At 69.4% G+C, this 23,092-nt stretch carries 20 protein-coding genes; 9 read left to right on the top strand and 11 right to left on the bottom strand.

Annotated features, from left to right (window positions below):
• Positions 1-5: 5 nt before the first annotated feature.
• The 3 genes from HV824_RS10995 to HV824_RS10985 all read right to left on the bottom strand — a co-directional run bounded on the left by HV824_RS10995 (position 6) and on the right by HV824_RS10985 (position 1,809).
• Positions 6-560, bottom strand: coding sequence for a zf-HC2 domain-containing protein (locus tag HV824_RS10995; protein WP_176416387.1), 555 nt, complete (start codon positions 558-560; stop codon positions 6-8).
• On the bottom strand, positions 553-1,188 hold the full coding sequence (locus HV824_RS10990) for a sigma-70 family RNA polymerase sigma factor (RefSeq protein WP_176416476.1): 636 nt from the start codon (positions 1,186-1,188) through the stop codon (positions 553-555). The genes HV824_RS10995 and HV824_RS10990 overlap by 8 nt, the downstream gene beginning before the upstream one ends.
• Positions 1,189-1,323: 135 nt before the next feature.
• Positions 1,324-1,809, bottom strand: a complete 486-nt coding sequence (locus HV824_RS10985) for a PaaI family thioesterase (RefSeq protein WP_176423225.1) — start codon at positions 1,807-1,809, stop codon at positions 1,324-1,326.
• A gap of 118 nt (positions 1,810-1,927) precedes the next feature.
• Here HV824_RS10985 and HV824_RS10980 point away from each other — a divergent pair, with 118 nt between their 5' ends.
• Together HV824_RS10980 and HV824_RS10975 are read left to right on the top strand one after the other, a co-directional pair.
• Positions 1,928-4,276: an ATP-dependent helicase gene (locus tag HV824_RS10980; protein WP_176423224.1), complete on the top strand. Its 2,349-nt coding sequence runs from the start codon at positions 1,928-1,930 to the stop codon at positions 4,274-4,276.
• A 225-nt stretch (positions 4,277-4,501) separates the two neighbouring features.
• A complete protein-coding gene (locus HV824_RS10975; RefSeq protein ID WP_176423223.1) occupies positions 4,502-4,966 on the top strand; it encodes a hypothetical protein in 465 nt (154 codons plus the stop codon).
• A gap of 23 nt (positions 4,967-4,989) precedes the next feature.
• Here HV824_RS10975 and HV824_RS10970 read toward each other — a convergent pair whose 3' ends face one another.
• The gene (locus HV824_RS10970) at positions 4,990-6,081 is read right to left on the bottom strand and encodes a PQQ-binding-like beta-propeller repeat protein (RefSeq protein WP_176416391.1); all 1,092 of its coding nucleotides are present in this window, start codon (positions 6,079-6,081) and stop codon (positions 4,990-4,992) included.
• A 35-nt stretch (positions 6,082-6,116) separates the two neighbouring features.
• Between HV824_RS10970 and add the strand changes: the two genes are divergently transcribed.
• From add to HV824_RS10950, 4 genes are all read left to right on the top strand, one after another.
• The gene (gene add / locus HV824_RS10965; protein WP_176416392.1) at positions 6,117-7,277 is read left to right on the top strand and encodes an adenosine deaminase; all 1,161 of its coding nucleotides are present in this window, start codon (positions 6,117-6,119) and stop codon (positions 7,275-7,277) included.
• Positions 7,278-7,356: 79 nt separating this feature from the next.
• Positions 7,357-8,136: an SDR family oxidoreductase gene (locus HV824_RS10960; RefSeq protein WP_176416393.1), complete on the top strand. Its 780-nt coding sequence runs from the start codon at positions 7,357-7,359 to the stop codon at positions 8,134-8,136.
• Between the two features lie 160 nt (positions 8,137-8,296).
• A complete protein-coding gene (locus HV824_RS10955) occupies positions 8,297-9,721 on the top strand; it encodes an RtcB family protein (protein WP_176423222.1) in 1,425 nt (474 codons plus the stop codon).
• 123 nt (positions 9,722-9,844) lie between these two features.
• The gene (locus HV824_RS10950; protein ID WP_255207937.1) at positions 9,845-10,294 is read left to right on the top strand and encodes a hypothetical protein; all 450 of its coding nucleotides are present in this window, start codon (positions 9,845-9,847) and stop codon (positions 10,292-10,294) included.
• On the opposite strand, the gene HV824_RS10945 is transcribed toward HV824_RS10950, so the two are convergent.
• Positions 10,291-10,812, bottom strand: coding sequence for a GNAT family N-acetyltransferase (locus tag HV824_RS10945; RefSeq protein ID WP_176423221.1), 522 nt, complete (start codon positions 10,810-10,812; stop codon positions 10,291-10,293). The genes HV824_RS10950 and HV824_RS10945 overlap by 4 nt on opposite strands.
• 7 nt (positions 10,813-10,819) lie before the next feature.
• Positions 10,820-12,049 (bottom strand): glucose-1-phosphate adenylyltransferase, encoded by a 1,230-nt coding sequence (gene glgC, locus HV824_RS10940; RefSeq protein ID WP_176416397.1) that lies wholly within the window; start codon positions 12,047-12,049, stop codon positions 10,820-10,822.
• Between the two features lie 249 nt (positions 12,050-12,298).
• Between glgC and HV824_RS10935 the strand changes: the two genes are divergently transcribed.
• Positions 12,299-13,180, top strand: coding sequence for a GGDEF domain-containing protein (locus HV824_RS10935; RefSeq protein ID WP_176416398.1), 882 nt, complete (start codon positions 12,299-12,301; stop codon positions 13,178-13,180).
• 3 nt (positions 13,181-13,183) lie between these two features.
• Positions 13,184-13,354, top strand: a complete 171-nt coding sequence (locus HV824_RS10930; RefSeq protein ID WP_176416399.1) for a hypothetical protein — start codon at positions 13,184-13,186, stop codon at positions 13,352-13,354.
• 51 nt (positions 13,355-13,405) lie between these two features.
• Here the strand turns inward: HV824_RS10930 and HV824_RS10925 are convergent, their stop codons facing one another.
• The 5 genes from HV824_RS10925 to HV824_RS10905 form a co-directional block, all read right to left on the bottom strand.
• Positions 13,406-14,434: an NAD-dependent epimerase/dehydratase family protein gene (locus HV824_RS10925; RefSeq protein WP_176416400.1), complete on the bottom strand. Its 1,029-nt coding sequence runs from the start codon at positions 14,432-14,434 to the stop codon at positions 13,406-13,408.
• Positions 14,431-18,843, bottom strand: coding sequence for an AMP-binding protein (locus HV824_RS10920; RefSeq protein WP_176423220.1), 4,413 nt, complete (start codon positions 18,841-18,843; stop codon positions 14,431-14,433). Before HV824_RS10920 ends, HV824_RS10925 begins: the two co-directional genes overlap by 4 nt.
• 8 nt (positions 18,844-18,851) lie before the next feature.
• Positions 18,852-20,462, bottom strand: coding sequence for a lactate racemase domain-containing protein (locus HV824_RS10915; RefSeq protein WP_163778151.1), 1,611 nt, complete (start codon positions 20,460-20,462; stop codon positions 18,852-18,854).
• Between the two features lie 13 nt (positions 20,463-20,475).
• Entirely contained in the window at positions 20,476-21,141 is a 666-nt protein-coding gene (locus HV824_RS10910) for an HAD family phosphatase (protein WP_176416402.1), read from the bottom strand.
• An 89-nt stretch (positions 21,142-21,230) separates the two neighbouring features.
• Positions 21,231-22,211 (bottom strand): NAD(P)-dependent oxidoreductase, encoded by a 981-nt coding sequence (locus HV824_RS10905; RefSeq protein ID WP_176423219.1) that lies wholly within the window; start codon positions 22,209-22,211, stop codon positions 21,231-21,233.
• A 346-nt stretch (positions 22,212-22,557) separates the two neighbouring features.
• On the opposite strand from HV824_RS10905, the gene HV824_RS10900 reads away from it, so the two are divergent.
• Positions 22,558-22,875: an SWIB/MDM2 domain-containing protein gene (locus tag HV824_RS10900; protein ID WP_011551643.1), complete on the top strand. Its 318-nt coding sequence runs from the start codon at positions 22,558-22,560 to the stop codon at positions 22,873-22,875.
• Positions 22,876-23,092: the final 217 nt, after the last annotated feature.

Genomic DNA, 23,092 nt, shown 5'->3' with positions numbered 1-23,092 from the left:
AATCCTCACAGCGATACGGGGCGGCGCGCGCTCAGCGCGCCCTCGGGGAGGCCGGTGCGGGCCTCGTAGCGCGGGACTTCACCCGTGCCCCAGGGATATTGGACGAGCAGCCCACGCTCCTCGGCCGCCTGGGTGCAGGACGCCTGCGTGGCCAGGTCCGGGCACGCCACGACGATGGCCTGTGGTTCGGCGACCTCCCTCTCCAACCCCACCGAGGGCGGCTCGACGTGAAGGGCCCGTGTGTTGGGTGATGCGGGCGGTTGCCGTCCGCCGGGCAGCACGACGAAGGCCCACGCCGCCGCCGCGGCCAGTGCGGCCCCGGCCAGGCCCGCCGTGAGACGCCGAGTCTCCCAGCGGGCCGGGCGGATGACCTGGACGGCGGGCGCGTGGGTGCTGGCGACTTCGTGGAGCTGCTCCGACAGCAGGGCTTCTTCCTGGAGCAGGCGGGCGCACGGCTCACATTCCAACGTGTGCGCCTCGAGGCTCGCGGCCTTCTCCGGTGCCAGCGCCCCCAGGATGTACTGCTCCGCGGCGTCGCGGGTGAGGTGGGGCTTAAGCATGGGTTTCCTCCTCGAGCGCGGTGCGCAGCTTCTTGCGGACCTCGCACAGGATCTGCCGCACGCGCTGGACCGACAGGCCAACGCGCGAGGCGACTTCAGCATGGGGGAGTTCCTGGCCGTCACAGGCCAGGAGGAAGACGTTTCGTGCGCTGGGGGACACCTGCGCCAGCGCGGCATGGGCGCGGGAGAGCTGCTCCTCGGACAGCAGGCGCCGCTCCGCGGACACCGAAGGGTCCACCGGGTGGTGGCGCTCCGGCAGTTCATCCACCGCCCCGGCAATGGACTCGCGACGGGTCCGTCGTGCGTCGTCCGCGGCCAGGAAGGCCGCCTGGGTGAGGGCGAGGTTGGGCAGGCGCAGCTCCGTCAGCAGCCCGCGCTGCTGTTGCTGGATGAGCCGTGCCCAGGTCTCCTGGGCCAGCTCTTGCGCCCGGTCCACCCGGACGCCACGTGCGAGCAGCGATACCACGACCCGCCGGTGATGGCGTGCAACCAGCGCGTCCCAGGCCGCCCGGTCCCCCGTCAGGGCGCGCCGCGCGAGGAGGGCTTCGTCCCCCCCGGGCGCCGTCGCCTCGGCCGGCTCGTCGGCTTCCTGTGACAATCGCAGCGTCGTCATCCGCAGGCCCTGCACGGCTGCACTCATGCCGTCTTCCCGTCGCTCAGAGGCGTCCGGGGAGCACGCCTGCTCCCCAGTGCCCCCAGAACGTGTGTCCGGCGCGGACATATCGACGGGGGCTGGGGAGATGTGGGGCGGAGTGGGCAAGGGTCAAATGACGGCGGGGCTGTCTCCCGCCGGCCAGCGGAGGTTGGAGAGCTTCACCACGCCCTGGCAGCGGCCGCACACCCGGCCTTCCCCGTCGTACACCCGGGCGGTGGCGAAGAGGAGGGACACCGTCTGGCTGTCGATTTCGGACTCCACGCGGAGGCTGGCGCCGGTGACGGCGCGCTCGAAGCTCATGGAGAGCTGCACGGTGGCGCAGCGCCGGCCCGGGTCCACCAGGGCGCCGGTGCAGCCCACGGCATAGTCGAAGAGGGCGGCGAGGATGCCGCCGTTGACGGCGCTGGCGCTGCCGGCGCCGCCCCGGTGTTCGGGGCGCAGCTCGGGGATGGTGACGACCACCTTCCGTCCCTCCGGGAAGCTGAGCTGCGCGCCGAAGAGGCGCAGGGTGAGGCTCTGGGAGAACTGCTCGGCGTAACGGTCCAGGTCGGCCTGGGAAGGCCTCGAAGGGGCGCCGGACGTGGAGTCGGACATGGAGGCGCACCATTATATAAGCCCGCCGCATGCTTGGGGGGCCGGGCGGCCGGGCGGGGACCGAGGAAGGGCGCCCATTGGTGGGGGAAAGACGTTAGAAGCATGGGCTGCCTCCCGAATGTCTCCCGCGAACCCACACGAATCCGCCCTCCTCGAAGACCTCAATGCGCCTCAGCGCGAGGCCGTGTTGCATGGTGACGGCCCCCTGCTCGTCCTGTCAGGGGCCGGCAGCGGCAAGACGCGCGTCATCACCCGGCGCGTGGCGTACCTGGTGAAGGTCCACGACGTCTACCCGTGGCGCATCCTGGCCGTCACCTTCACCAACAAGGCGGCGCGGGAGATGCGCGAGCGCCTGGTGCAACTGCTGGGGGCCCAGGCGAACGAGCTGGTGGTGAGCACCTTCCACTCGGCGGCGGCGCAGATTCTCCGTCGCGAGGCGGAGCACGTGGGGCTCACCCGCTCCTTCGTCATCTATGACGATTCGGACCAGCTCAACGTGGTGAAGCGGGCCATGCGCGAGGCGGGCATCGAGTCCATGCAGCCGCGCGAAATCCTCCACCGCATCGACCAGGAGAAGAACGCGGCCCGGCTGCCGGAGCACATGCAGGTCGCGCCCGGCGACGAGCGGGGCCAGCTGGTGCGCAAGGTGTACGCGGCCTACCAGGAGCGGCTGCGCGCGGCCAACGCGGTGGACTTCGGAGACCTGCTGCTCCTGCTGGTGACGTTGTTCCGCACCCGGCCGGACGTGCTGGAGAACTACCGGCGCCGCTTCAACCACGTGCTGGTGGATGAGTTCCAGGACACCAACCCGGTGCAGTACGCGCTGCTGAAGCAGCTGGCGCCGCCCCCTTCCGCCAACCTGGTGGTGGTGGGTGACGATGACCAGTCCATCTACCGGTGGCGTGGCGCGGACGTGGACAACATCCTCGGCTTCCCGCGGCAGTACCCCGGCGCGAAGGTGGTGAAGCTGGAGCAGAACTACCGCTCCGACCAGAACATCCTGGACGCGGCGCACGAGGTCATCCGGAAGAACTCGCGGCGCATGGAGAAGAAGCTCTGGTCCGAGCGCCAGCGGGGCCAGACGCTCAACCTGATGCTCAACCGCGATGAGCGGGCCGAGGGGCAGGAGGTGGCGCGGCAGATTCTGGCGCTCCAGCGGGAGGGCTTCATCAAGCTCTCCAGCATGGCGGTGTTCTACCGCGCCAATGCGCAGAGCCGCGTGCTGGAAGAGGCGCTGCGCCTGGCGCGCGTCCCGTACACGCTGGTGAGCGGGCGCAGCTTCTATGACCGGGCGGAAGTGCGGGATGCCTCCGCGTACCTGCGGCTGATGGTGAACCCGCGCTCGGACGCGGACCTGCTGCGCATCATCAACATCCCGGCGCGTGGCATTGGCGACACCACGGTGGAGCGGGTGACGGACTTCGCCAACACGCGCGGCGTGAGCCTCTACGAGGCCTTGTCCCAGCCGGAGCAGATTCCCGCGCTCAATAGCGCCGCGGTGAAGCGGCTCAAGGGCTTCCGCAACCTGCTGGAGTCGCTGACGGCCTTCGCCCAGACGAACGAGGAGGCGGCCGGCGCGGTGGACCAGATGCTGCGCGAGACGAAGCTGGTGGAGACGCTGCACGCCGAGGGCAGCGACGAGTCGCAGACGCGCGCGGAGAACCTCCGCGAGTTCCTGGGCGCGGCGCAGGAGTTCGACCTGAACCGGGCCGCCGCGGCGGTGGCGGCCTCGGCGAATCCTCCCCGCGAAGTCCCTCCCGAGGTGGACGCGGCTCCGCTGACGGCCGACGTGCCGGCGCTGCAGGCCTTCCTGGAGCAGATTTCGTTGGTGGGCGAGGCGGACGCGGAGGTGGGCGACGGCCGGGTGGCGCTGATGACGCTGCACGCGGCCAAGGGCCTGGAGTTCGACGCCGTCTTTCTCACGGGCATGGAGGAGAACGTCTTCCCGCACTCGCGCGCGGTGAAGTCGGAGTCCACGTTCCTGAACGAGGTCGCCTCGACGGAGGGGGAGCCCTCGGAGGAGATGGCCGAGGAGCGGCGCCTCTGCTACGTGGGCTTCACTCGGGCGCGAAAGCGGCTCTTCGTGAGCCTGGCGCAGTGCCGCTCACTATTTGGTGAGCTGCGCTACAACGCGCCCAGCCGCTTCCTGCGGGACGTGCCTCCTGCGCTGTTCGGCATCAGCGAGCAGGAGGTCCCCGAAGCACCCAAGCCCATGGTGCCCTCGACACCGCGCAAGCGGACCTGGGACGAGGACGACGGCCCACGCATCGACCGCTCGTACTCGCAGGCGTCGGACATGGACGGCGTGGGCGGGGACGTGCGGGGCATGCGCGTGCGCCACGAGCAGTTCGGCGTGGGCCGCGTGGTGTCCGCGGACGGCAACGGCCCCAACGCGAAGGTGACGGTGGAGTTCGGCGGAGGCGTGGGCCTCAAACGCATCATCGCCCGCTTCCTGATACCGGGCTGAGAAGGGGTCACCCGAGTGGACAAGCCGGTTCGTCTGGAGACTTGTCAGCTTGGAGGCTGATGCCTTCGACCACTTGGCTACCCCTCCACATTGCGGAGGGGGCTGGATTCGAACCAGCGAAGTCCTGAAGGGCGTGTGGGGCCTGTCCGGCCGGGTGTGGTGAGAGCGACGAAACAAAGCCCGCGCGCCTGACAGGGCGAACGTGCGAGTGGCAGAGTCCAGCGCGTGAGACTCGCCCCGCTGACCTGGTGCCTCCTGCTGGTGTGGTGTGGCTTCGGCTGTTCGCGAAGCTTCTCCTCGCAGGACCTCGGTGTGCAGTACGAGCCGCCCTCGGGCATGGGCCTGCGCTCGGTGGAGGCCGGGCCCCCTGCGCTGGCCCGCTTTGACGGGGGCTTGGAGCTGCGCTCGGTGCGCGGCGCGGCGCCCGCCCTGGATTCGGGCCCGGAGGCCGTGCTGGGGGCGGCGGGGTTGAAGGTGCCCGGTAAGCTGCTCCAGGACACGGAGGGCACGCTCCCGGCGGGGCCCGTGGCGCGTTACGAATTCTCACAGACGGGCGGCGCGCGCACGCTGGTGTACTTCGTTCCCAGGAAGGACGGCTTCGTGCTCGTCTCCTTCTCCGCGCCCGAGCGTGACTATGGCGCGCTGTCCGCCCGCGTGGAGCGCTCGCTGTCGACGCTGCGGGCGTGGTGAGGGCCGCAGCCGTGGCTCAAGGCTCAAGGCTCAATCTTGCGCAGCCGCCACGACAGCACGCGGCCATCCAGGCCCAGGACGATGACCTGGTCGCCCAGCACCACGGGGCGGGTGCGCAGCGGCGTATCCGCGCGGACCGAGAAGGCCTGTGCCCAGGTCGCCGTGTTCAACGCGATGAGCCGTCCCTGACGCCCGCTGGTGGGCACCAGCAGCAGGTCCTCCCGCACCGGCGTCACCTCCGAGACGAGCGGGTCGGGCAGCATGATGCGCTTCACCTCCTTGCCGTCCGAAGGGGACAGGCCGACGAGCGCGGAGGCTTCCCCAGCCGTGCCGACCCACACCGTTCCCAGCGCAATGGAGGGGGCGCTGCTCAGGGCCTTCGAGGGAGCCTGTTCCCACAGGGAGGTGCCGTCCCCGAGCCGCAGCGCCAGGACGCGGCCCTGGCGGGTGCTCACGTAGAGCGTGTCCTGCCACAACGTCATCCCCAGCACGTCCCGGACGTCCCGCTGCCAGCGCTTCGCCCCATCCTGGGTGGCCAGGGCCATCAGCCCGGCGTCACCGAGCGCCACCACCAACAAGCCGTCCTGGAGCACCGGCACGGGAAAGCCGCGGGGCGCGGCCGTTGGCTCGGGCTTTCCGGGTGGGGGGCGCTCCCAGTCCGTCTTTCCCGTGTCCGTGAAGAGGGAGCGGACGGCTCCATCCGGCGCGACGAGGAAGACGAATTTTCCCTCCGCATCCGCCACGGGTGCGGTAAGGACGGGGGGCTCTCCGGTGAGGCGCCACTGCACCGCGCCATCCGCGAGGGTCAGCCGGACCAGGTCTCCGCCCACGGTCCCGGCGATGACGCTGTCTCCCAGCAGCGCGGGGCGTGTGGCCACCTCCCTGTCCAGGGCGGCTCGCCAGGCGACCCGGCCGCTCCGCTCCAGGCGGACGACGGCGCCCGCCTCATTGGCGGTGAGGACGCCGTCCTTCAGGGCCACCAGGCCGGCGCGGGACGAGGCGTCCGTGGAATAGCGGAAGGCGCTCGTCGCGGGCTCCCGGCACCCCATGGCGGCCACCAGTGTCAGCGCCAGGGCGGGCAGCAAGGGCGTGCATGGACAGGCGCGAGACGACATGGTTTGGAGGATGGCGCAAGGAAGGAACTTGGACCATGCCTACCATTCGTGATGACGAGATTCCCAGCGCCACCGGCATTCCCTCGTCCGCCCGGCGGACGGACTTCGTGCCGCCACCCACCCTGGCGGTGACGGAAGAGCTGCTGCGCGCGCTGCCCAAGACGGACCTCCACTGCCACCTGGATGGGTCCATGCGCCTGAAGACCATCCTGGAGCTGGCCGAGCAGCAGAAAATCAAGCTGCTCGCCGACACCGAGGACGGGCTGGCCAAGGCCATCCACATGGGCGAGGTGTGCGAGAGCCTGGAGGAGTACCTCGTCGCCTTCGACGTGACGCTCTCCGTGCTCCAGACGGCCGACGCCCTCTACCGCGCCGCCTACGAGCTGGCCGTGGACGCCGCCGCGGAGAACGTGCGCTGGCTGGAGGTCCGCTACTCGCCCGCGCTGCACCTGCAGAAGGGCCTGAAGATGACCACGGTCATCGACTCGGTGCTGGAGGGACTGCGCGCCGCGAAGAAGGAGACGGGCATCAAGTGCGGCGTCATCGTCTGCGGCATCCGCCACATCAACCCGCAGACGTCCATGCGGCTGGCGGAGCTGGCGGTGGCCTACAAGAACCGCGGCGTCATCGGCTTCGACCTGGCGGGCGCGGAGGCGAGCTTCCCGGCGAAGGACCACCGGGACGCCTTCCAGCTCATCCTCAAGAACAACGTCAACTGCACCGCGCACGCGGGCGAGGCCTACGGCCCCGAGTCCATCTCCCAGGCCATCCACAACCTGGGCGCGCACCGAATCGGCCACGGCACGCGGCTGCGCGAGGACGGGGACCTGCTCAACTACGTCAACGACCACCGGATTCCGTTGGAGGTATGCCCCACCTCCAACGTGCAGACGGGCGCCGTGACGAGCCTGGCGGCGCACCCGCTGAAGTTCTACTTCGACTACGGCCTGCGGGTGACCATCAACACGGACAACCGCCTCATCACCGACACCACGGTGACCAAGGAGCTGTGGACGGCGCACTCCGAGCTGGGCCTGTCACTGGAGGACCTGGCCACCATCCTCGTCTCCGGCTTCAAGAGCGCCTTCCTCCCGTTCCGGGAGAAGCAGGACATGCTGCGGGCGGTGAACGAGGAGATCGCCCAGACGCTGGCGGCCTTCGACCAGAAGCGGCACCTGATGAAGCAGCCTGCTTGATGACGTGACGTCCCGCGTCCTGGCCCCTGCGAGGTGCAGTCGCCTCGCGGGGCCGGCGCTGGCCGTGAGGAGGTGGCACGTGGACCTGGAGCTGGGTGGCAAGGTGGTGCTGGTGACGGGTGGCTCGGAAGGGCTGGGGGCCGCGGTGGCCCGGCGGCTCGTCCGGGAGGGCGCGAAGGTGGCGCTCTGTGCCCGCGGGGCGGAGCGGTTGGAGGCCACCGCCGCGGCCCTGCGCGCCGAGGGTGGAGACGTGCTCACCGTCCAGGCCGACGTGTCGCGTGCATGGGAAGTGGAGCACTTCGTGGATGCCGCCCACGCGCGCTTCGGGCGCATCGACGGGCTGGTGAACAACGCGGGCACCGCGGCGGGCCGGCCCTTCGCCTCGGTGAGTGACGCGGAGTGGGAGGCGGACCTCCAGCTCAAGGTCTTCGCGGCGATTCGCGCCTCGCGGCAGGCGCTGCCCTTCCTGAAGGAGTCGGGGAGCGGCGCCATCGTCAACGTGCTGGCCATCGCGGCGAAGACGCCGGGCGCCAACTCCACGCCGTCGTCGGTGTCTCGCGCGGCGGGGCTCGCGTTGACGAAGGCGCTGTCCAAGGAGCTGGGCCCTCACGCCATCCGGGTGAACGCGGTGCTGGTGGGCATCATCGAAAGTGGCCAGTGGGCGCGCCGTGCCAAGGAAGTGGGCAAGCCCGTGGAGTCCTTCCAGCAGGAGATGGCGCGTCACGCCGGGATTCCGCTGGGCCGGGTGGGGAAGGCGGAGGAGTTCGCGGACACCGTGGCCTTCCTGCTGTCGCCCCGCGGTGGCTACATCACCGGCGCGGCCATCAACGTGGATGGGGGCCTGTCCGCGGCCGTTTGATGTCCCTTCGTCAGGAACGGGCCGGGTGCCCGTGTGTGGACGGTGAAGACGGCTTCGCGCCGTCTGGCGACCGCGGCTGCTGACCCCGGGTCCCTCATCTCTCCGTCACGTCCCCCTGGCAGGTCCGCGCTCGGACCCCGGGGCATTCCTGAGTTGGGTCATGCAGCCGAAACTGAACCGGCTTCTCCGGGCGCTCGCCCGCGAGGGGCTCGAGGTGGCCTATGACGGCCGCCTCTATTCCGTCCGCCTCCTGGGTGACGCCCACGCGCCGCCCGCCGAGGTCCTCCTCCCACCGGACCTGCCCGTGGAGGGCAAGGCCTTCCAGCAACTCGCCCAGCTCGCGGCCCTGAGACACCCCGGGGGCGGCGAGGTGCTGCGGGTACGCGCCACGCCCGACTTCCACCCGGGAGACTCCGGGGTGGCCATTGGCTCGGTGCTCCACACGCGCGGGCTGGTGGTGCCTGGCGCCATTGGCACCGACATCAACTGCGGCATGCGGCTGCACGTCGCGAACATCTCCGTGGAGGACTTCCTGGCGAAGCGGTCGGCCTTCGTCGAGCGGATGAAGGGCCACTACTTCTACGGCACGCGCGACGTCACCATGGGCTCGCGGGCCTCCGAGGCGCTGCTGCGCGACGGCGTGCAGGGGTGGCTCCTGGAGACAATGGAGCAGCCGCTGGGGTGCGCGGGCCGGGCCGACCTGGCGCAGCTCGACGCGGAGGTGTCGCGCATCCACCTGGGCGGCGGGCTGAAGGGCCATCCGCGCTGGGCGCCCGAGTCCTTCACGCGCGAAGGCCTGGTGCGCGACGCGGGGCTGGCCACCATTGGCGGCGGCAACCACTTCGTGGAGGTGCAGCGCGTGGAGGCCGTGGAGGACCGGGCGCGGGCGTGGGACTGGGGTGTGCGCGAGGGACAGCTCGCCTTCATGATTCACTCCGGCAGCCGGGACGTGGGCAAGCACGTGGGCGTGGCCTGGCAGGACCGCGCGCGGCAGGCGTGGCCCGCGGGCACGCCGCTCCCGGCCAGCGGCATCCTCCCCTTGAGCGACACGCGGCTCGTCACTGAATACCTGGAGGCGGAGGCGACGGCGGCCAACTACGCCTTCCTCAATCGCCTGCTGCTGGCGGAGTTGCTGCGCCAGACGCTCCGGGAGCTCTTCGGGGACGTGGAGGCGCCGCTCGTCTACGACGTGCCGCACAACCTGACGCTGCCCTACGAGGGCGGCTGGCTGGCTCGAAAGGGGGCGTGCCCGGCGGGGGCGGAGCAGCCCGTCATCATCCCCGGCTCCATGGGCGCCACGTCCTTCCTCATGGTGGGGTGTGGGGATGCGCGGGCGCTGGAGTCCGCGTCGCATGGGGCAGGGCGCGCGCGCTCCCGCTTCTCCCTGTCGCGGGGCGGCGCGGACCAGAGCGAGGCCGCCCTGGGGTTGACGGGCGTGGACTGCATCGCCCTTCGCGCGGAGCGCCGCGTCGAGGAAGCGCCCGTGGCGTACAAGCCCATCCGTCCGGTGGTGGAGGCCCAGGTGGAGGCCGGCATCATCCGGGAGGTGGCCCGGCTCTCCCCCCTGCTCACCTTCAAGGCCTGAGCGGGGAGGGAAGGGGGCACGTCATTTCACTTGGCGCGCTCCCCTGTCTCCGAGTGGAATGGCCGCGCGGCGGGCCCACTGCCCGCACGGCAGCTCACGCGGCATCGAGGGGAACTGGGGACCATGGAGAACACCTACGGAACGATGAACTCGCCCGGCGGCGCGGGCGCGAAGGAGGCCGTGTCGCTGCCGGCCATCCTGCTGATGGTCCTGTCCGGCATCACCGTGCTGCTGGGGCTCGTCAACGTGCTCCAGGCCTTTGGCGGAGCGGACCCCGCCGTCGCGGAGATGCTCAACAACCCCGACCTGCCCGAAGGCGCCCGGGAGGTGCTGGCGGCGACGTCGACCACGGGCGGCAAGCTGCTGCTCGCGCTGCCCACGCTGGTGCTCAACGGCATCGTCTTCTTCGGCGCGCTGAAGATGAAGAACCTGCAGAGCTACGGGCTGGCGATGGCCGCCGCCATCATCTCCGTCATCCCCTGCTGTGGCCCCTGCGCCTGTCTGGGCATCCCCGTGGGCATCTGGGCCCTGGTGGTGCTCAACAAGCCCGAGGTGAAGGCGGCCTTCACCTAGCCGCGGCGCCAGGCCGGCCACCGCCCCAGGGCCGTGGCCGGCCGCTGCTTCTGCATCCGCACGCACGCCAACTGGACGTCCACCGTGAGGGGACGACGGGCGGAGTGGACGGAGGCATAGCCGTGGCGCTGGTAGAAGTGTTCGGCGTTCAGGCTGGCATCCAGCCCCAGCAGCGCCGCGCCGCCTCGCCAGACGGCGGACTCCAGGGCCGACAGCAGGGCAGGGCCCACGCCATGGCCCGCCTCGTCCGGCACCACGTACAGCGCCTCCAGCTCACCCAGCGCCGCGTCCACCTGGCCGAAGCCCACCGCGCGCCGGCCGCGCTCCGCCACCAGCACCGTGCGCGGACGCTCCGGTCGCAGGTAGCCCTCCGGTTTCAAGAGCCGCACCCAGGTGAGCACCTCGTGCGGCGCGTACGCGCGCGGGCACAGGGCTTCCACGGCCAGGGTGTGGATTCGCCACAGCGTGCGGCGGTCTGACTCCTTCGCGGGCCTCAGGAGGAGTCCGTCCGCGCCCATGGCCGCCTCAGGTCACCTTCATGCCCTTGGGAATCACCACGACGCCCCCGGGCGTGACGTGGAAGCGCCGCCGGTCCTCCACCGGGTCGAACCCGATGGTCATCCCCGGCGGAATCTCCACGTTCTTGTCGATGATGGCCCGGCGGATGCGGCAGCGCCGGCCGATGGTGACGTTCTCGAACAGGAGCGAGTCCTCCACCTCCGAGTACGAGTTGACGCGCACCTTCGGCGACAGCACCGAGCGCCGCACGCTGCCGCCGGAGATGATGCAGCCCTCCGCCACCAGCGTGTCCATGGCGTGGCCCACGCGGTGGTTCTGCTCGTCCGCGAAGACGAACTTCGCCGGCGGGTAGTTGTTGGGCTGGGTGTGGATGGGCCAGCGGTCGTTGTAGAGGTTGAACGTCGGGTCCACGTCCACCAGGTCCATGTTGGACTGGTAGTAGACGTCGATGTTCCCCACGTCCCGCCAGTAGCCGCGCTCCTTGGCCTCCTGGCCGGGGACCTCGTTCTGGGCGAAGTCGTACACGTACACCGGCGCGCGCTTGTACAGCTCGCTGATGATGGACTTGCCGAAGTCGTGCGCGCTCGCCTCGTTCGCCGCGTCCCGCACGACCTCCTGCACCAGCACGTCGGTGGAGAAGAGGTAGTTGCCCATGGAGGCCAGGCACATCTTCGGGTTGCCCGGCATGGGCGGCGGGTCCTTGGGCTTCTCCAGGAACTGCAGCATCCGCCCGTCCGGCCCCACGTCGATGATGCCGAACTCGCGTCCCTGCTCAATCGGGACGGGAATCGCAGCCACGGTGCACGCGGCCTTCTTCGCGCAGTGGAAGTCCAGCATCTGCCGCGTGTCCATCCGGTACACGTGGTCCGCGCCGAAGACGAAGATGTAGTCCGGCTCCTCGTCGGTGATGATGTTGAGGTTCTGGTAGATGGCGTCCGCGCTGCCCTTGTACCAGTCCACCCCGGTGCGCATCTGCGCGGGCACGGGCTCCACGTAGTGGCCCAGGAACGCCGTCATCCGCCAGGCGCGGGACAGGTGGTTGTTGAGCGAGTCGCTCTTGTACTGCGTCAACACCTTCATCCGGTACACGCCGGAGTTGGCGAAGTTCGAGAGGACGAAATCGATGATGCGGTAGCGGCCGCCGAAGGGGACAGCGGGCTTCGCGCGCTCGCGCGTCAGGGGCTCCAGGCGCGTGCCTGCGCCTCCAGCCAGAATCATCGCCAGGACTTTGGACATAGGTGTGCCGGACGTTAGCCGTCCCCGGAAGGCCGGCAAGGGCACGTGTGCCTGCCTGCCAGCCATCGTTGAGTGCCGAACCGCCTCTTCAGGTGTCCTGACCGGCGCTGGACGTCCCGACGCCTCGGGTCGCCGCGCCTGGCCGCGGCCCCCGGCCGCATGTGGGAGAAACGCCGCCAAGGGCCGAAGAACCGGCCCCGGCTGCGTTGCATGGCGTCTGCCGAGGCTATCGTGCTAGCCTCGTTTCCGATGGCCGGCGACGAAACCCGCGTCACGAAGATCTCAACGCTCAACGTGCATGCCGACCGCAGCACGGAGTGTTGTCTCGTGCAGATTCACGGCCCGGAGCTCGGCAAGAAGTACCTCATCGAGGATGCCGAACTCACCATCGGGCGGGATCAGCACAACCACATCGTGGTGGACCTGGACAACGTGTCCCGCCGCCACGCCCGGATTCTGGGGCGTGGAGGGAAGATGCTCGTTGAAGACCTGGGCTCCACCAACGGCACCTTCCTCAATGACCAGGAAGTGCTTCAGGCCTCGCCGCTGCGCAGCGGGGACCTGGTCAAGGTCGGAGGCTCCATCTTCAAGTTCCTCGATGGCGACAACATCGAGACCCAGTACCACGAGACCATCTACACGCTGACCATCGCGGACGGCCTCACCGGCATCAACAACAAGAGGTACTTCCTGGAGTACCTCGAGAAGGAGATGGGCCGGTCCTCGCGTTATCAGCGCACCCTCACGCTGATGATGTTCGACATCGACCACTTCAAGCAGATCAACGACGTCCACGGCCACCTCGCCGGGGACTACGTGCTGCGGGAACTGGCCCAGTCCATCAAGCGCCTGGTGCGCCGCGAGCAGTGCTTCGCCCGCTACGGCGGCGAGGAGTTCGCCGTCGTCCTCCCCGAGGACGGTCTGGACAAGGCGCGCCTGTTCGCGGAGAAGATTCGCCGGCTCATCGCGGAGAAGTCCTTCGTCTACGACGAGAAGGAAATCCCCGTCACCATCTCCATTGGCGTGGCCGAGCAGACGTCGGACATGCTGGAGCCCACGCACTTCATCAAGGTGGCGGACGCGAACCTGTACAAGGCGAAGAAGTCGGGCCGGAACCGCGTGGTGGGCTAGGCCGTGGCCACCAGCGCAAGCGAGGCGGGTCCGTCCTTCCTCTCGCGGTTGGTGCTCGTGCTCCTGGGCTGCGTCTTTCTCGGCGCGGCCTGGGTGTGGAGCCACCGCTCGGAGCCCTGGGCCGCGCGCCTGGTGGACAACGCCCAGCGCACGGTGGGCTTGCCGCGGCGGTAGCGGTGAAGAGGCGGGAGTCCGGTCCCCGGAAGCTCCCGCCGCGAGCCTCGCTCAGGTGTTCTCGCGCAGCTCCGCCAGCCGACCCTTGGTGCCCGGCAGGCTCTGGGGCGGCATCTTCCCGTAGATGTGCCGCACCGTCTCGGAGAGCGTCTCCTGGAGGTCGCGCGCGCGGAAGCCGAGCTCGGCCTCCGCCTTGGACGCGTCCAGCCAGAACCAGTGCTCGCCGATGTCGATTTCCTGCGGGTCCAGCGTCGGCGTGGTGCCGCGCACCTTGGCCCAGCGCTCCAGCAGCTTCCCGCCGAGCACGTTGACCTTGGAGGGCAGCGTCAGCTTCGGCGCGGGCACGCCGGACAGGCGCTCCAGCCGCTGGAAGAAGTCCTTCATGGACAGATTCACGCCCATGAGGTGACGGCCGTACACCTCGCCCCGGGTGAGCGCCTGGACGAAGGCGTCCGCCGCGTCGCGTGCGTCCACGAAGGAGATGCCGCCGCCCGGCATGGCCGGGAGCTCGCGGTTGAGGAACTTCACCACCGTCCACGTGGAGGACAGCCGGTCATCCCCGGGCCCCATCAGAAGGCTGGGGTTGAGCACCACCAGGGGGATGTCGTGCTTGCGGCAGTACGCGAGCGCCAGCTTCTCCTCGTAGATTTTCGACAGGTAGTAGGGCCACTGGCCCACCACCGTAATCGGATAGTCGGCGCGCTCGTCGTGGACCTGCGCCTCCTTCGACACCGCGATGGTGCCGGAGGTGGAGGCCAGCACCACGCGCTTCACGCCGGCCTCGCGCACGTCCCGCAGCAGCTCGCGGGTGCTGTCCACGTGCAGCTCGAACATCTTCCGCGCGTCCTTCGGCTGGAAGGAGACGAGCCCCGCCAGGTGGTAGACGGCGTCCACGCCCTCCAGCGCTCGGCGCACCGCGTCCCGGTCCTTCAAGTCACCGGGGACGTACTCCGTGCCCGCATAGGGCGCGCCCGAAGGCCGCGAGCGGCCGATGAGCCGCACCGCGTGGCCCGCCGCCACCAGCCTGGGCACCAGGTGCGTGCCCAGAAAGCCCGTGCCTCCCGTCACCAGCAGCTTCACGAGTCCTTCCCTTCCGTGGACGTGGACGCGCGGGGAGTGGCCCCGGCCCCAGGCGGGTCCACGCGCTCCAGGCTCAACACCCGACCGTCGCGCAGCGCCCGCATCGAGTCCTCGGCGATGCGCGTGACGTAGCGGTAGCCCTCCGAGCGCGCCATGCCCTGCACCCGCGTGCGCAGGTCCGCGTGGCCCAGCACCGGACCGATGTTCACCCGCAGGGGCGTCTTCGTCTTGGGCAGCACGCTGCCCTTGGGCAGCGCGTCGAAGGCGCCGCCGATGTACAGCGGCAGCACGTCCATGTTGAAGGTGAGCGCCAGGTAGCCCAGCGTGGACTTGAACTCCATCAGCTCGCCGGTGGTAGAGCGCGTGCCCTCTGGGAAGATGAGGACGTTGAAGCCCTGCCGCAGCGCCTCGCCCGCCATGCGCAGCGACTCGCGCAGCGAGCCCTGCCGTTCAATGGGCACCAGGTTGGTGAAGTTCTCGAACCAGGCGCGCTTGAGCGGCGTGTTGAAGAAGTAGTCGCGCGCCGCCAGGGACACCAGCCGCTCGCCCTGGTCACCCAGCGCCGTGCGGACCAGGCCCGCGTCCAGGTGGCTGGAGTGGTTGGCGATGACGATGAAGTTGCGGTTGCGCGGGATGAAGGGCTTGCCCGTCACCTTCACGTCGAACACGCCGCCGTAGAGCACCTTCTGCCCGAAGGACATCAGCTGCCGGCCCACGTCCGCCACCACGTCGGGCACCGGAATCTCCACCTCTTCCGCGCGCGCGTTCTCCTTGGAGATTTCCTTCGCCCGCGTCTCCACCGAGGGGCGCTTGCCGGAGGACGCCACCACCTTGCGCAGGTCCTCCACCGTCTGGACCTGCGTCAGGTCCTCCACGGCGGGCAGCGGCACGCCGGCCGCCTCCAGCGCGGAGGACAGCTCGGTGAGCATCAGCGAGTCGAAGCCGAGGTCCCCGCTGAGCAGCGCGTCCGGGCGCACGTCGGACACCGGCCTGTGGCTGACCTCCGCGATGAGCGGGAAGAGCCAGTCCGCGACGCCGCCCGTGGAGGGGTGGGCCGCCTTCTCGCGCGCCTTGCTGGCGCTGGCGGCCATGCGCTCCTGGCGCTTGAGCTCCTCCACCACCTGCTTGCGCTTCACGCTGCGCTTGGCGGTGCGGGGCAGCTCGCCGTCCCACAGGCGCAGCACCTTCACGCGCCGGTAGAAGGGCATGCCCGCGCTCACCTTACGGAAGTGCTCCTCCAACTCGCGGCGCACCTCCTCGCGTGGGCGGTTCGCGTAGTCGGGCACGCACAGGCACGCCACCTTCTCGCCGCCCGCGTCATCGGGCAGGCCGACGATGGACAGCTCCTGGATGTGCGCGTGGTCCTGGTACAGCTCCTCCAACTCGTCCGGGTAGATGTTCTTCCCGTTGTGGTCGATGATGACGTCCTTCGCGCGGCCCACCAGGTACAGGTGGCCCTCCGCGTCCAGGCGCCCCAAATCACCCGTGTGGAGCCAGCCGTCCTTGAGCACCGCCTCGGTGGCCTCGCGGTCGCCGAAGTAGCCGGGCATGACGTTGGGGCCCTTGGCCAGGACCTCACCCAGCCCGTCGTTGTCCGGGTTGAGGATGCGCAGCTCGATGCCGGGCAGCGCGCGGCCCACCGTTCCAGGCTGGCGCTTGTTGCCGGGCTTCGTCACCGCCAGCACCGGCGCGGCCTCCGTCAGGCCGTAGCCCTCCGTGATGTTGAAGCCCAACTCGTGGAAGGCCTTGTGCACGTCGTCCGGCAGCGCCGAGCCGCCCGACACGATGACCTTGATGCGCCCGCCGAACTTGCGGTGCACCGGCCAGAACAGCAGCTTGCCCAGGTTGATGTTGTTGCGGTTGCGCAGCTCGCCGTGGGTGGCCATCAGCGCCTTGAGCGCCTGTTCAATGAACGGCGGGCGGCTGGCGAACTCCTGCGTAATCTTGCGGTGCAGGAGCTGCCACAGCGCCGGCACGCCCACCATGGCGGTGATGCGGCCCGTCTCGAAGACCTCGCCCAGCCGGTCCGACGTCAGCTCGTCGATGTACGTGATTTCCGCCCCGCGCCAGAACGGGGTGAGGAAGCCGGCGGCGAACTCGAAGGTGTGGTGCAGCGGCAGCACGGACAGCACACCGTCGCCCACGCCGATGTCGAAGGTCCCCGCCAGCTTCGCCACCAGCGCGGCGAAGTTCCGGTGGGTGAGCATGACGCCCTTGGGCGTGCCCGTGGTGCCGGAGGTGAAGATGATGCTGGCCAGGTCGTCCGCCGCGGCGGACTTGCGCACCGGCCCGATGCGGTCCGGGTGCGCCGGGTCGCCCGTCATCGCCTCCGCGAGGCTGGCCACGGTGACGCCTTCACCCAGCGCGGCGAACAGGCCCGGGAAGTCCCGGGCCGCGTCCTCGGAGACGAGGCACGCGCGCGCCTCCGCACGGCGGGCGATGTTGACCAGCTCCGCCTCGCTCAAGCCCGGGTCCACCGGGACGACGGTGGCGCCCGCGCGCAGGATGCCGAAGTAGGTGATGCCCCACTCGGGCCGGTTCTCCGACACCAGCAGCACGCGGTCACCGTGCTTGATGCCCGCGGCCAGCAGGAAGCTGCCCACGCGCGCGGCGTAGCGGTGCACCTCGCCGTAGGTGAAGCGCTCTTCCTTCTCGCCCGCCACCATGCGGAAGGCCACGCGGTGCCGGTACGCGTGCACCGTGGCTTCCATCAGCTCCAGCAGGTCGCGGTGCGCGGGGATGACGGTGCGCTTCTCGCGCTCCGACTCCATGCCCGGGAACACCCACTTCTCCAGGCCGGGGAGGTGCGTCCCCAGGAAGTACTCGCGCCAGTCGATGTGCTCCGGGTCCCAGGGCACCTTCAGCCGGTCCGCGGGCGCCATGCGCGCGTAGACGGAGCGCGTGTTGTCGCAGCGGAAGACGTAGCGGTTCTCGTAGAGGAAGGGGAGGAACAGCTCCGTCAGGGCCATGATGCCCTGGGCGTTGTCGTCCACCTCGTCCAGCGACACCTTCGCCTTGTCCAGCATGGCCTGGACGGCCGGAGCGCCCCACGCGGGGCGCACCTCGTCGATGGCCTTCTTCAGGAAGCGCGCGCCGCGCAGCAGCATGGGCGCGCTGAACAGCTCGAACTCCCTCTTGCTGACCGGCTGCGGCTCGACGCGCGAGCGCAGCTTGTTCATCAGCGCGTTGCCGGACTCGCGGTTGCGGTAGTAGCGCCGCCGGTACAGGCCCACCAGCTCCACGGAGCGGCCGGCGTAGAAGGGATTCTCATCGCCGGAGGCGAGCTGGTAGATGCGCCGCTCCTCCACGTCCATGGCGTGCGCGGTGATGCCGATGGTGGCGCCCGCCACCTGGTCCACCGGGATGATGTCCAGGATGGTGTTTTCGCCCGCGGGGATGCCGCCGGGGCCCTTGATGCCCGCGAAGGCCAGGGGCGCGGAGGTGGTGAAGCCCTCGTTCCAGCCGGGGAAGGGGAAGTGCCGCGCGCTCTCCACGATGGAGGGCCGGACGATGGAGTAGCGCAGGCCCGGCGTGGCCGCGAGCACCTGCTCGCCCAGGGACTTGGTGTACGTGTACGTGTTGGGCCAGCCCCAGTGGGCGGCGCGCTCCATGCCGGCGCGCACCAGCTCGCCGCTGAGCCACAGCTTGCGCTCGCGGCCCACCGCCAGCCGCAGCGTCTTCTCGTCGTTGGGGTCGCGGCCTTCTTCCTCCAGCCGGTCCAGCGCCTTCTTGCGGAAGGTGGACGTGAGGGCCCGGTCATCCGCCTGCTCGCGCAGCCGCGCGACGATGCGCGCCGCGTCCTGCAGCTCCTGCTCCAGGCTGAAGTCGCGGCCGTCCATCTCCTCCCGCTTGGGGAAGTAGCCGCGGACCTCCTCGTCCTCGAAGACGAGCCCGCTGCGGTTGCCGGCCACGAAGGCCGTGGACATGTGAATCAGCGGGACGGACCAGCGCAGCGCCAGCGCCGCGGCGAACTTCAGGCCGTGGGTGTTGACGTTGAGGCCCACCTCCAGCGACGGGTTGAAGGACACCAGCCCCGCGCAGTTGATGAACGCGTGCACCTTGCCGGTGAGCGCCTCCACCTGGGGCTCCTCCAGGCCCATCCACGGGTCGGTGATGTCGCCGTCCAGCACCTCCACCTTCTGGCGGATGAAGGCCAGCGCGCCTTCCTCCCCCAGGGTGTCGCGCAGCGGCTGGAAGGGCTCGCTGGTGGCCACCTTGTCGAAGAAGCGGCGCTCGGCGGACGCGGCGCTGCCCTTGCGGACCAGCACGTACACCTTGTCCAGGTCCTGCCCGTAGCGGGTCAGCAGCATGGACAGCGTCACCTTGCCCACGAAGCCGGTGGCGCCCGCGAAGAGCAGGCGCTTGCCGGTGAAGGTCTGGGTGACGTTCAGCTCGGGAAGGGCGGCCATGGGCGTCCTCACTTCACGTCCACCATCACCGTGGGCGCGATGCGCAGCAGGCTGATGGAGGCCGAGCGGCCCATGAACCCGCGGGCCTCTTCAATGGCCTCGGTGAGCGTGTCGGTGCGCTCCCAGCCCATCAAGGCGGGGACGTGGTTGTTCTCCGCGCCCGCGACGATGACCTTGCCCACGTGCTGGCGGCCATTCTCGCCCCAGTACCACATGTAGAAGGGGTGCACGCCGTGGTAGGCGTTGCCCTTGCGGTACAGGTGCACGTAGCTGGGGTTCTCCGCGAACTCGCGCTCGTACTTGTGCTCCAGCTTCATGGAGTCGCGCGTCTCCGGCAGCAGCCGGTGGAAGAACTCGATGTAGCTGGGGTGGTGCTCCGGGTCGAACTCGTCGTAGGCCGGGTGCAGGAGGATGAGCACGCCGCCCTTCTTCACCAGCGGCACGCCGCGGTTCAGGTTGTAGAAGTAGCCCAGCCCCATCACCTGCACCAGCAGCGGGTTGAGGATGGAGTTGACGCTGTACGGGGAGATGAACGGGATGGGGAAGATGACGATGTCGCTCTGCCCCTCCACCGGCACCACGTACTGCTTGTAGCTCGTCTCCAGCGTCTTCTGGTGCGTGGGCTCCGTCGCGCCGGCATAGACGCCCGTGACGTCGTAGGGTGCGGGGATGGAGTTGAGCACCTTGCGCGCGGCGGCGCGCGGCACCTTGGACAGCGCGAAGCGCATGGCCTGGAACTTCAGCCGGTCCGCCTCCGTGTAGTCCTCTTCCTTCTTCGCCAGGAAGTCGGTGGGGCCGCCGAACATGCGGTTGTTCAGCGCCGTCTCGATGTGGAAGACCTTCAGGTGCTTGTCGATGTTGCGCCCGATGCGCTCGTTGCTCTTGTAGAGCGCGCTCGTCTTCGGCTCCATGTAGCTGTCGGAGGCGCGGATGGTCTTCGGGTTGTGGTGGTGGCGCAGCGACGCGTAGTTGGACACGCCGGTGCCCATGGACTTGTGCCCGCCGTTCATGGGCACGAAGTTCACATTCACGTAGACGATGAGGTCGCTCTCCGCCACGCGGCGGTTCACCGACACCTCTTCACCGTGGGACGTGCGCTCCAGCGCGACCATCCCATCCGGGTCCTCGGCGTCGTGGTTGTAGTAGCGGTCCGGGTAGTAGGCGTCGAAGATCTTTTCGCCCACCATGCGCTTCATCTCGCCTTCCGTCATCCGGCGGTGCAGGGCGTTGGCGATGATGAGGTGCACGTCGTCCACGCCGCTGTCGGCGGCCAGCTCCAGGACGATTTCCAGGATGGTCTGCCGCACGTCCGGCGTCACCATGGGCGGCAGCGGCACGCTGATGTCGTCGATGACGCACGTCAGGCGCATGCCCGGCTTGAGCAGCGCGTGCAGCGGCTCCATGCCCTCCGGGTGGTTGATGGCGTAGCGGATGGCGGCCTTGACGTTGGGCACGCCGGCCAGGGGCGGGCGCGGGAAGATGACGCGCGTGCCGACCGGCAAATCCTCTTGCAGGAAGTTCTCACCGTGGAACAGCACGCGCGGGGGGCTGCCCTTCTCGGTAATGACGACCTGGCTTTCCTCGTCGTACAGCTTCTGGAGCGTCTTGAACGGGCGCATGGCGTGGGGGCTCTTACTTGAGGTCGAGGATGGGCCAGTTGTAGGCGCGCGCGATGGAGCGCAGCCGCAGGTCCGGGTTCACCGCGGTGGGACGGCCCACCACCGCGAGCATCGCGTAGTCAGAGGCGCTGTCGGAGTAGCCGTGGCACTTGTCCAGCGACAGGCCTTCCTTGGTGCAGTAGGCGCGGATGGCGTTCGCCTTGTTCGCGCCTTCGATGATGGGCGGAATCACCTTGCCCGTCGCCTTGCCGCCCACGAACTGCATCTTGTTGGCGATCAGGTCGTCGGCGCCCAGGTGGCGCGCCAGCGGGCGCATGGTGAAGTCCAGCGCGCCGGTGACGAGGACAATCTTGCAGCCGCTGCGGCGGGCCTGGTCGATGAGGTCCTGCGTCTGCTCGAAGAGGGCGGGCTGCAGCACGTCCTCGAACATGTCCTCGGCGATGGTGACCAGGCGGTCTTCGCTCAGGCCCGCGTAGTAGCGGTAGAAGAACTCGTTGAACGTCTTGCGGTCCACCGCGTCCATGACACCGAAGAGCGGCACGCTGAGGGCGGTGCTCAGGGTCCGCCCCGCGATGCCCAGGACGGAGCCGCGGTTCATCGCGTAGTACGCGTAGACGTGGACGACGTTCGTCTTCACGAGCGTCCCGTCGACATCGAAGAAGGCGGCTTTCGAGGGCATGGGGCTGCGGGCTTCCTGACACTTCGAGGGGGGGGAGGTCAACGATGCCGGGAGTCTGGCGCGCCTCCTGGCGGCTCGGGGAAGAAGGGCTATAGCCAGCCCTGCTCCTGGTACCACCGCACGCTGCGACGGATGGAGTTCGCCAGGTCACGCCGGGGGTGAAAGCCCAGCAGCCGCTCGGCCTTGGCCCCGGAGCACGTCCAGGCAGGCGCCAGGAGCTGCTTCGCCAGCTTCCGGCTCAAGGCCAGCTTGCGGCCCGTCACCTGAGACACCCCGTCCGCCGCCGTGGCCAGGGCCTGGAGCACCGCGGGGGGGACGCGCACCGTGCGGGGCGTGAGTCCCAGGGCTTGCGCACCCAGGTCCTGCACCTTTTCCAATGACAGGGGCTCGCCGGGGCCCGCGCAGAAGAAGGCCTCGCCAACCGCCGCGGGGTGGGTGGCCTGCAGCAAGAGGACGTCCACCACGTCCTCCACGTCCACCATGGTCAGCGGGCGGGGGCCGCCGGACAGCTCCAGCCGGATGCCGCGCTGGGCCATCTTGAAGAAGGGGAGGTTCTCCCGGTCCCCGGGCCCCAGGATGCGCGGCGGCCGGGACACCGTGACGGGCAGCCGGTCTCCATAGGAGAAGGCGATGCGCTCGGCCTCCGCCTTGCTCTCCCCGTACCATTCGTGGGGGTGGAAGGCGTCTTCCTCCACGTGCGGGCGGGTGGGCGTGGACGGACCGCAGGCGGCCAGCGAGCCCGTGAGCACCAGCCGGGGGCGGTGGCCCGCGGCCACGATGGCCTCACACAGGTGGCGGGTGCCCTCCGCGTTGACGCGCATGAAGTCGTCTCGTGTCGCGCCGCGGCGAGCGCCCGCGAGGTGGAAGACGACGTCCTGCCCCGTCACCGCGGCGGCCAGCGTGGAGGGCACCGTCACGTCGCCGTCCACCCGCGTGTACGTCACCCCCGCGAGCCCCGAGGCGTCACCTCCCGGGCGCAACAGGCATGTGACGCTGTCTCCGCGCGCGGCCAGGGCCTTGGCCAGCCACGTCCCCAGGAAGCCGCCTGCACCAGTGATGAGGGCTCTCATGAAGGGGTTTCATCCAAAAAAACACACCACGACCGCAAGGAGAATCCGGCAGCCGTTCGACTGCTGATCCACGCCGACAACGGTTTCCCCCAGGGCCCCAAGCGCTCCGGAGCCTGATTTTCGGGCTCCGGACGCGTTCCGAAGCGCGGGCGCGCGAGGGGGCCGAACGCGCCGGAGGCTGATTCTCGGGCTCCAGCCGCGTTCCCCGAGGGGCGCTCAGAGGGAAAAACGCAGGAGAGGGCTGTTTTTCGGGCCTGGGCGTGCTACTTCTACGCCGCATCGGCTGTCGCTTCACATAAGCAAAGCCGTACAACGTCCCCTTCGGAGGGGAGGAGACTCAAGACGAATGGCCGCCAAGAAAGCTGCTGCGAAGAAGGCTCCCGCCGCGAAGAAGGCTCCCGCCGCGAAGAAGCGCACGCCGAACGCGTCGTTCATGAAGGAGATGACGCCGTCTGCCGCGCTCGCTGAGATCGTCGGCGCGAAGCCGCTGCCGCGCACCGAGGTTGTCAAGAAGCTCTGGGCCTACATCAAGAAGCAGGGCCTGCAGGACGCGAAGAACAAGCGGCAGATCAACGCCGACGACAAGCTCAAGCCCATCTTTGGTGGCAAGAAGAGCGTCACCATGTTCGAGATGACGGCGCTGGTGAACAAGCAGCTGAGCTGAGCATTGGCCGGGGTCTCCCGGCGGCCGTACTCGGGGCTCGCCGCGACAAGCGGCGGGCCCTTTGCATTTCCAGGGGTTGGCGTGTCGGCGCGGAGCGTTGGATAGAGGGCGGACGCGTTTCTGTGTGCTGGCGGTCGGCGCGCGGGCGGCCTACCTCTGGGCCCCATGTTGCTCGACGCCTTGGAAGAAGAAGGGTCCGCCTCGAATGGGGCGGGTG

It is taken from the genome of Myxococcus sp. AM009, assembly GCF_013372605.1.
In the GTDB taxonomy this organism is placed as follows: domain Bacteria; phylum Myxococcota; class Myxococcia; order Myxococcales; family Myxococcaceae; genus Myxococcus; species Myxococcus vastator.
The sequence above is the reverse complement of the archived record's forward strand: the minus strand, read 5'-3'. Positions and strand labels throughout refer to the sequence as shown.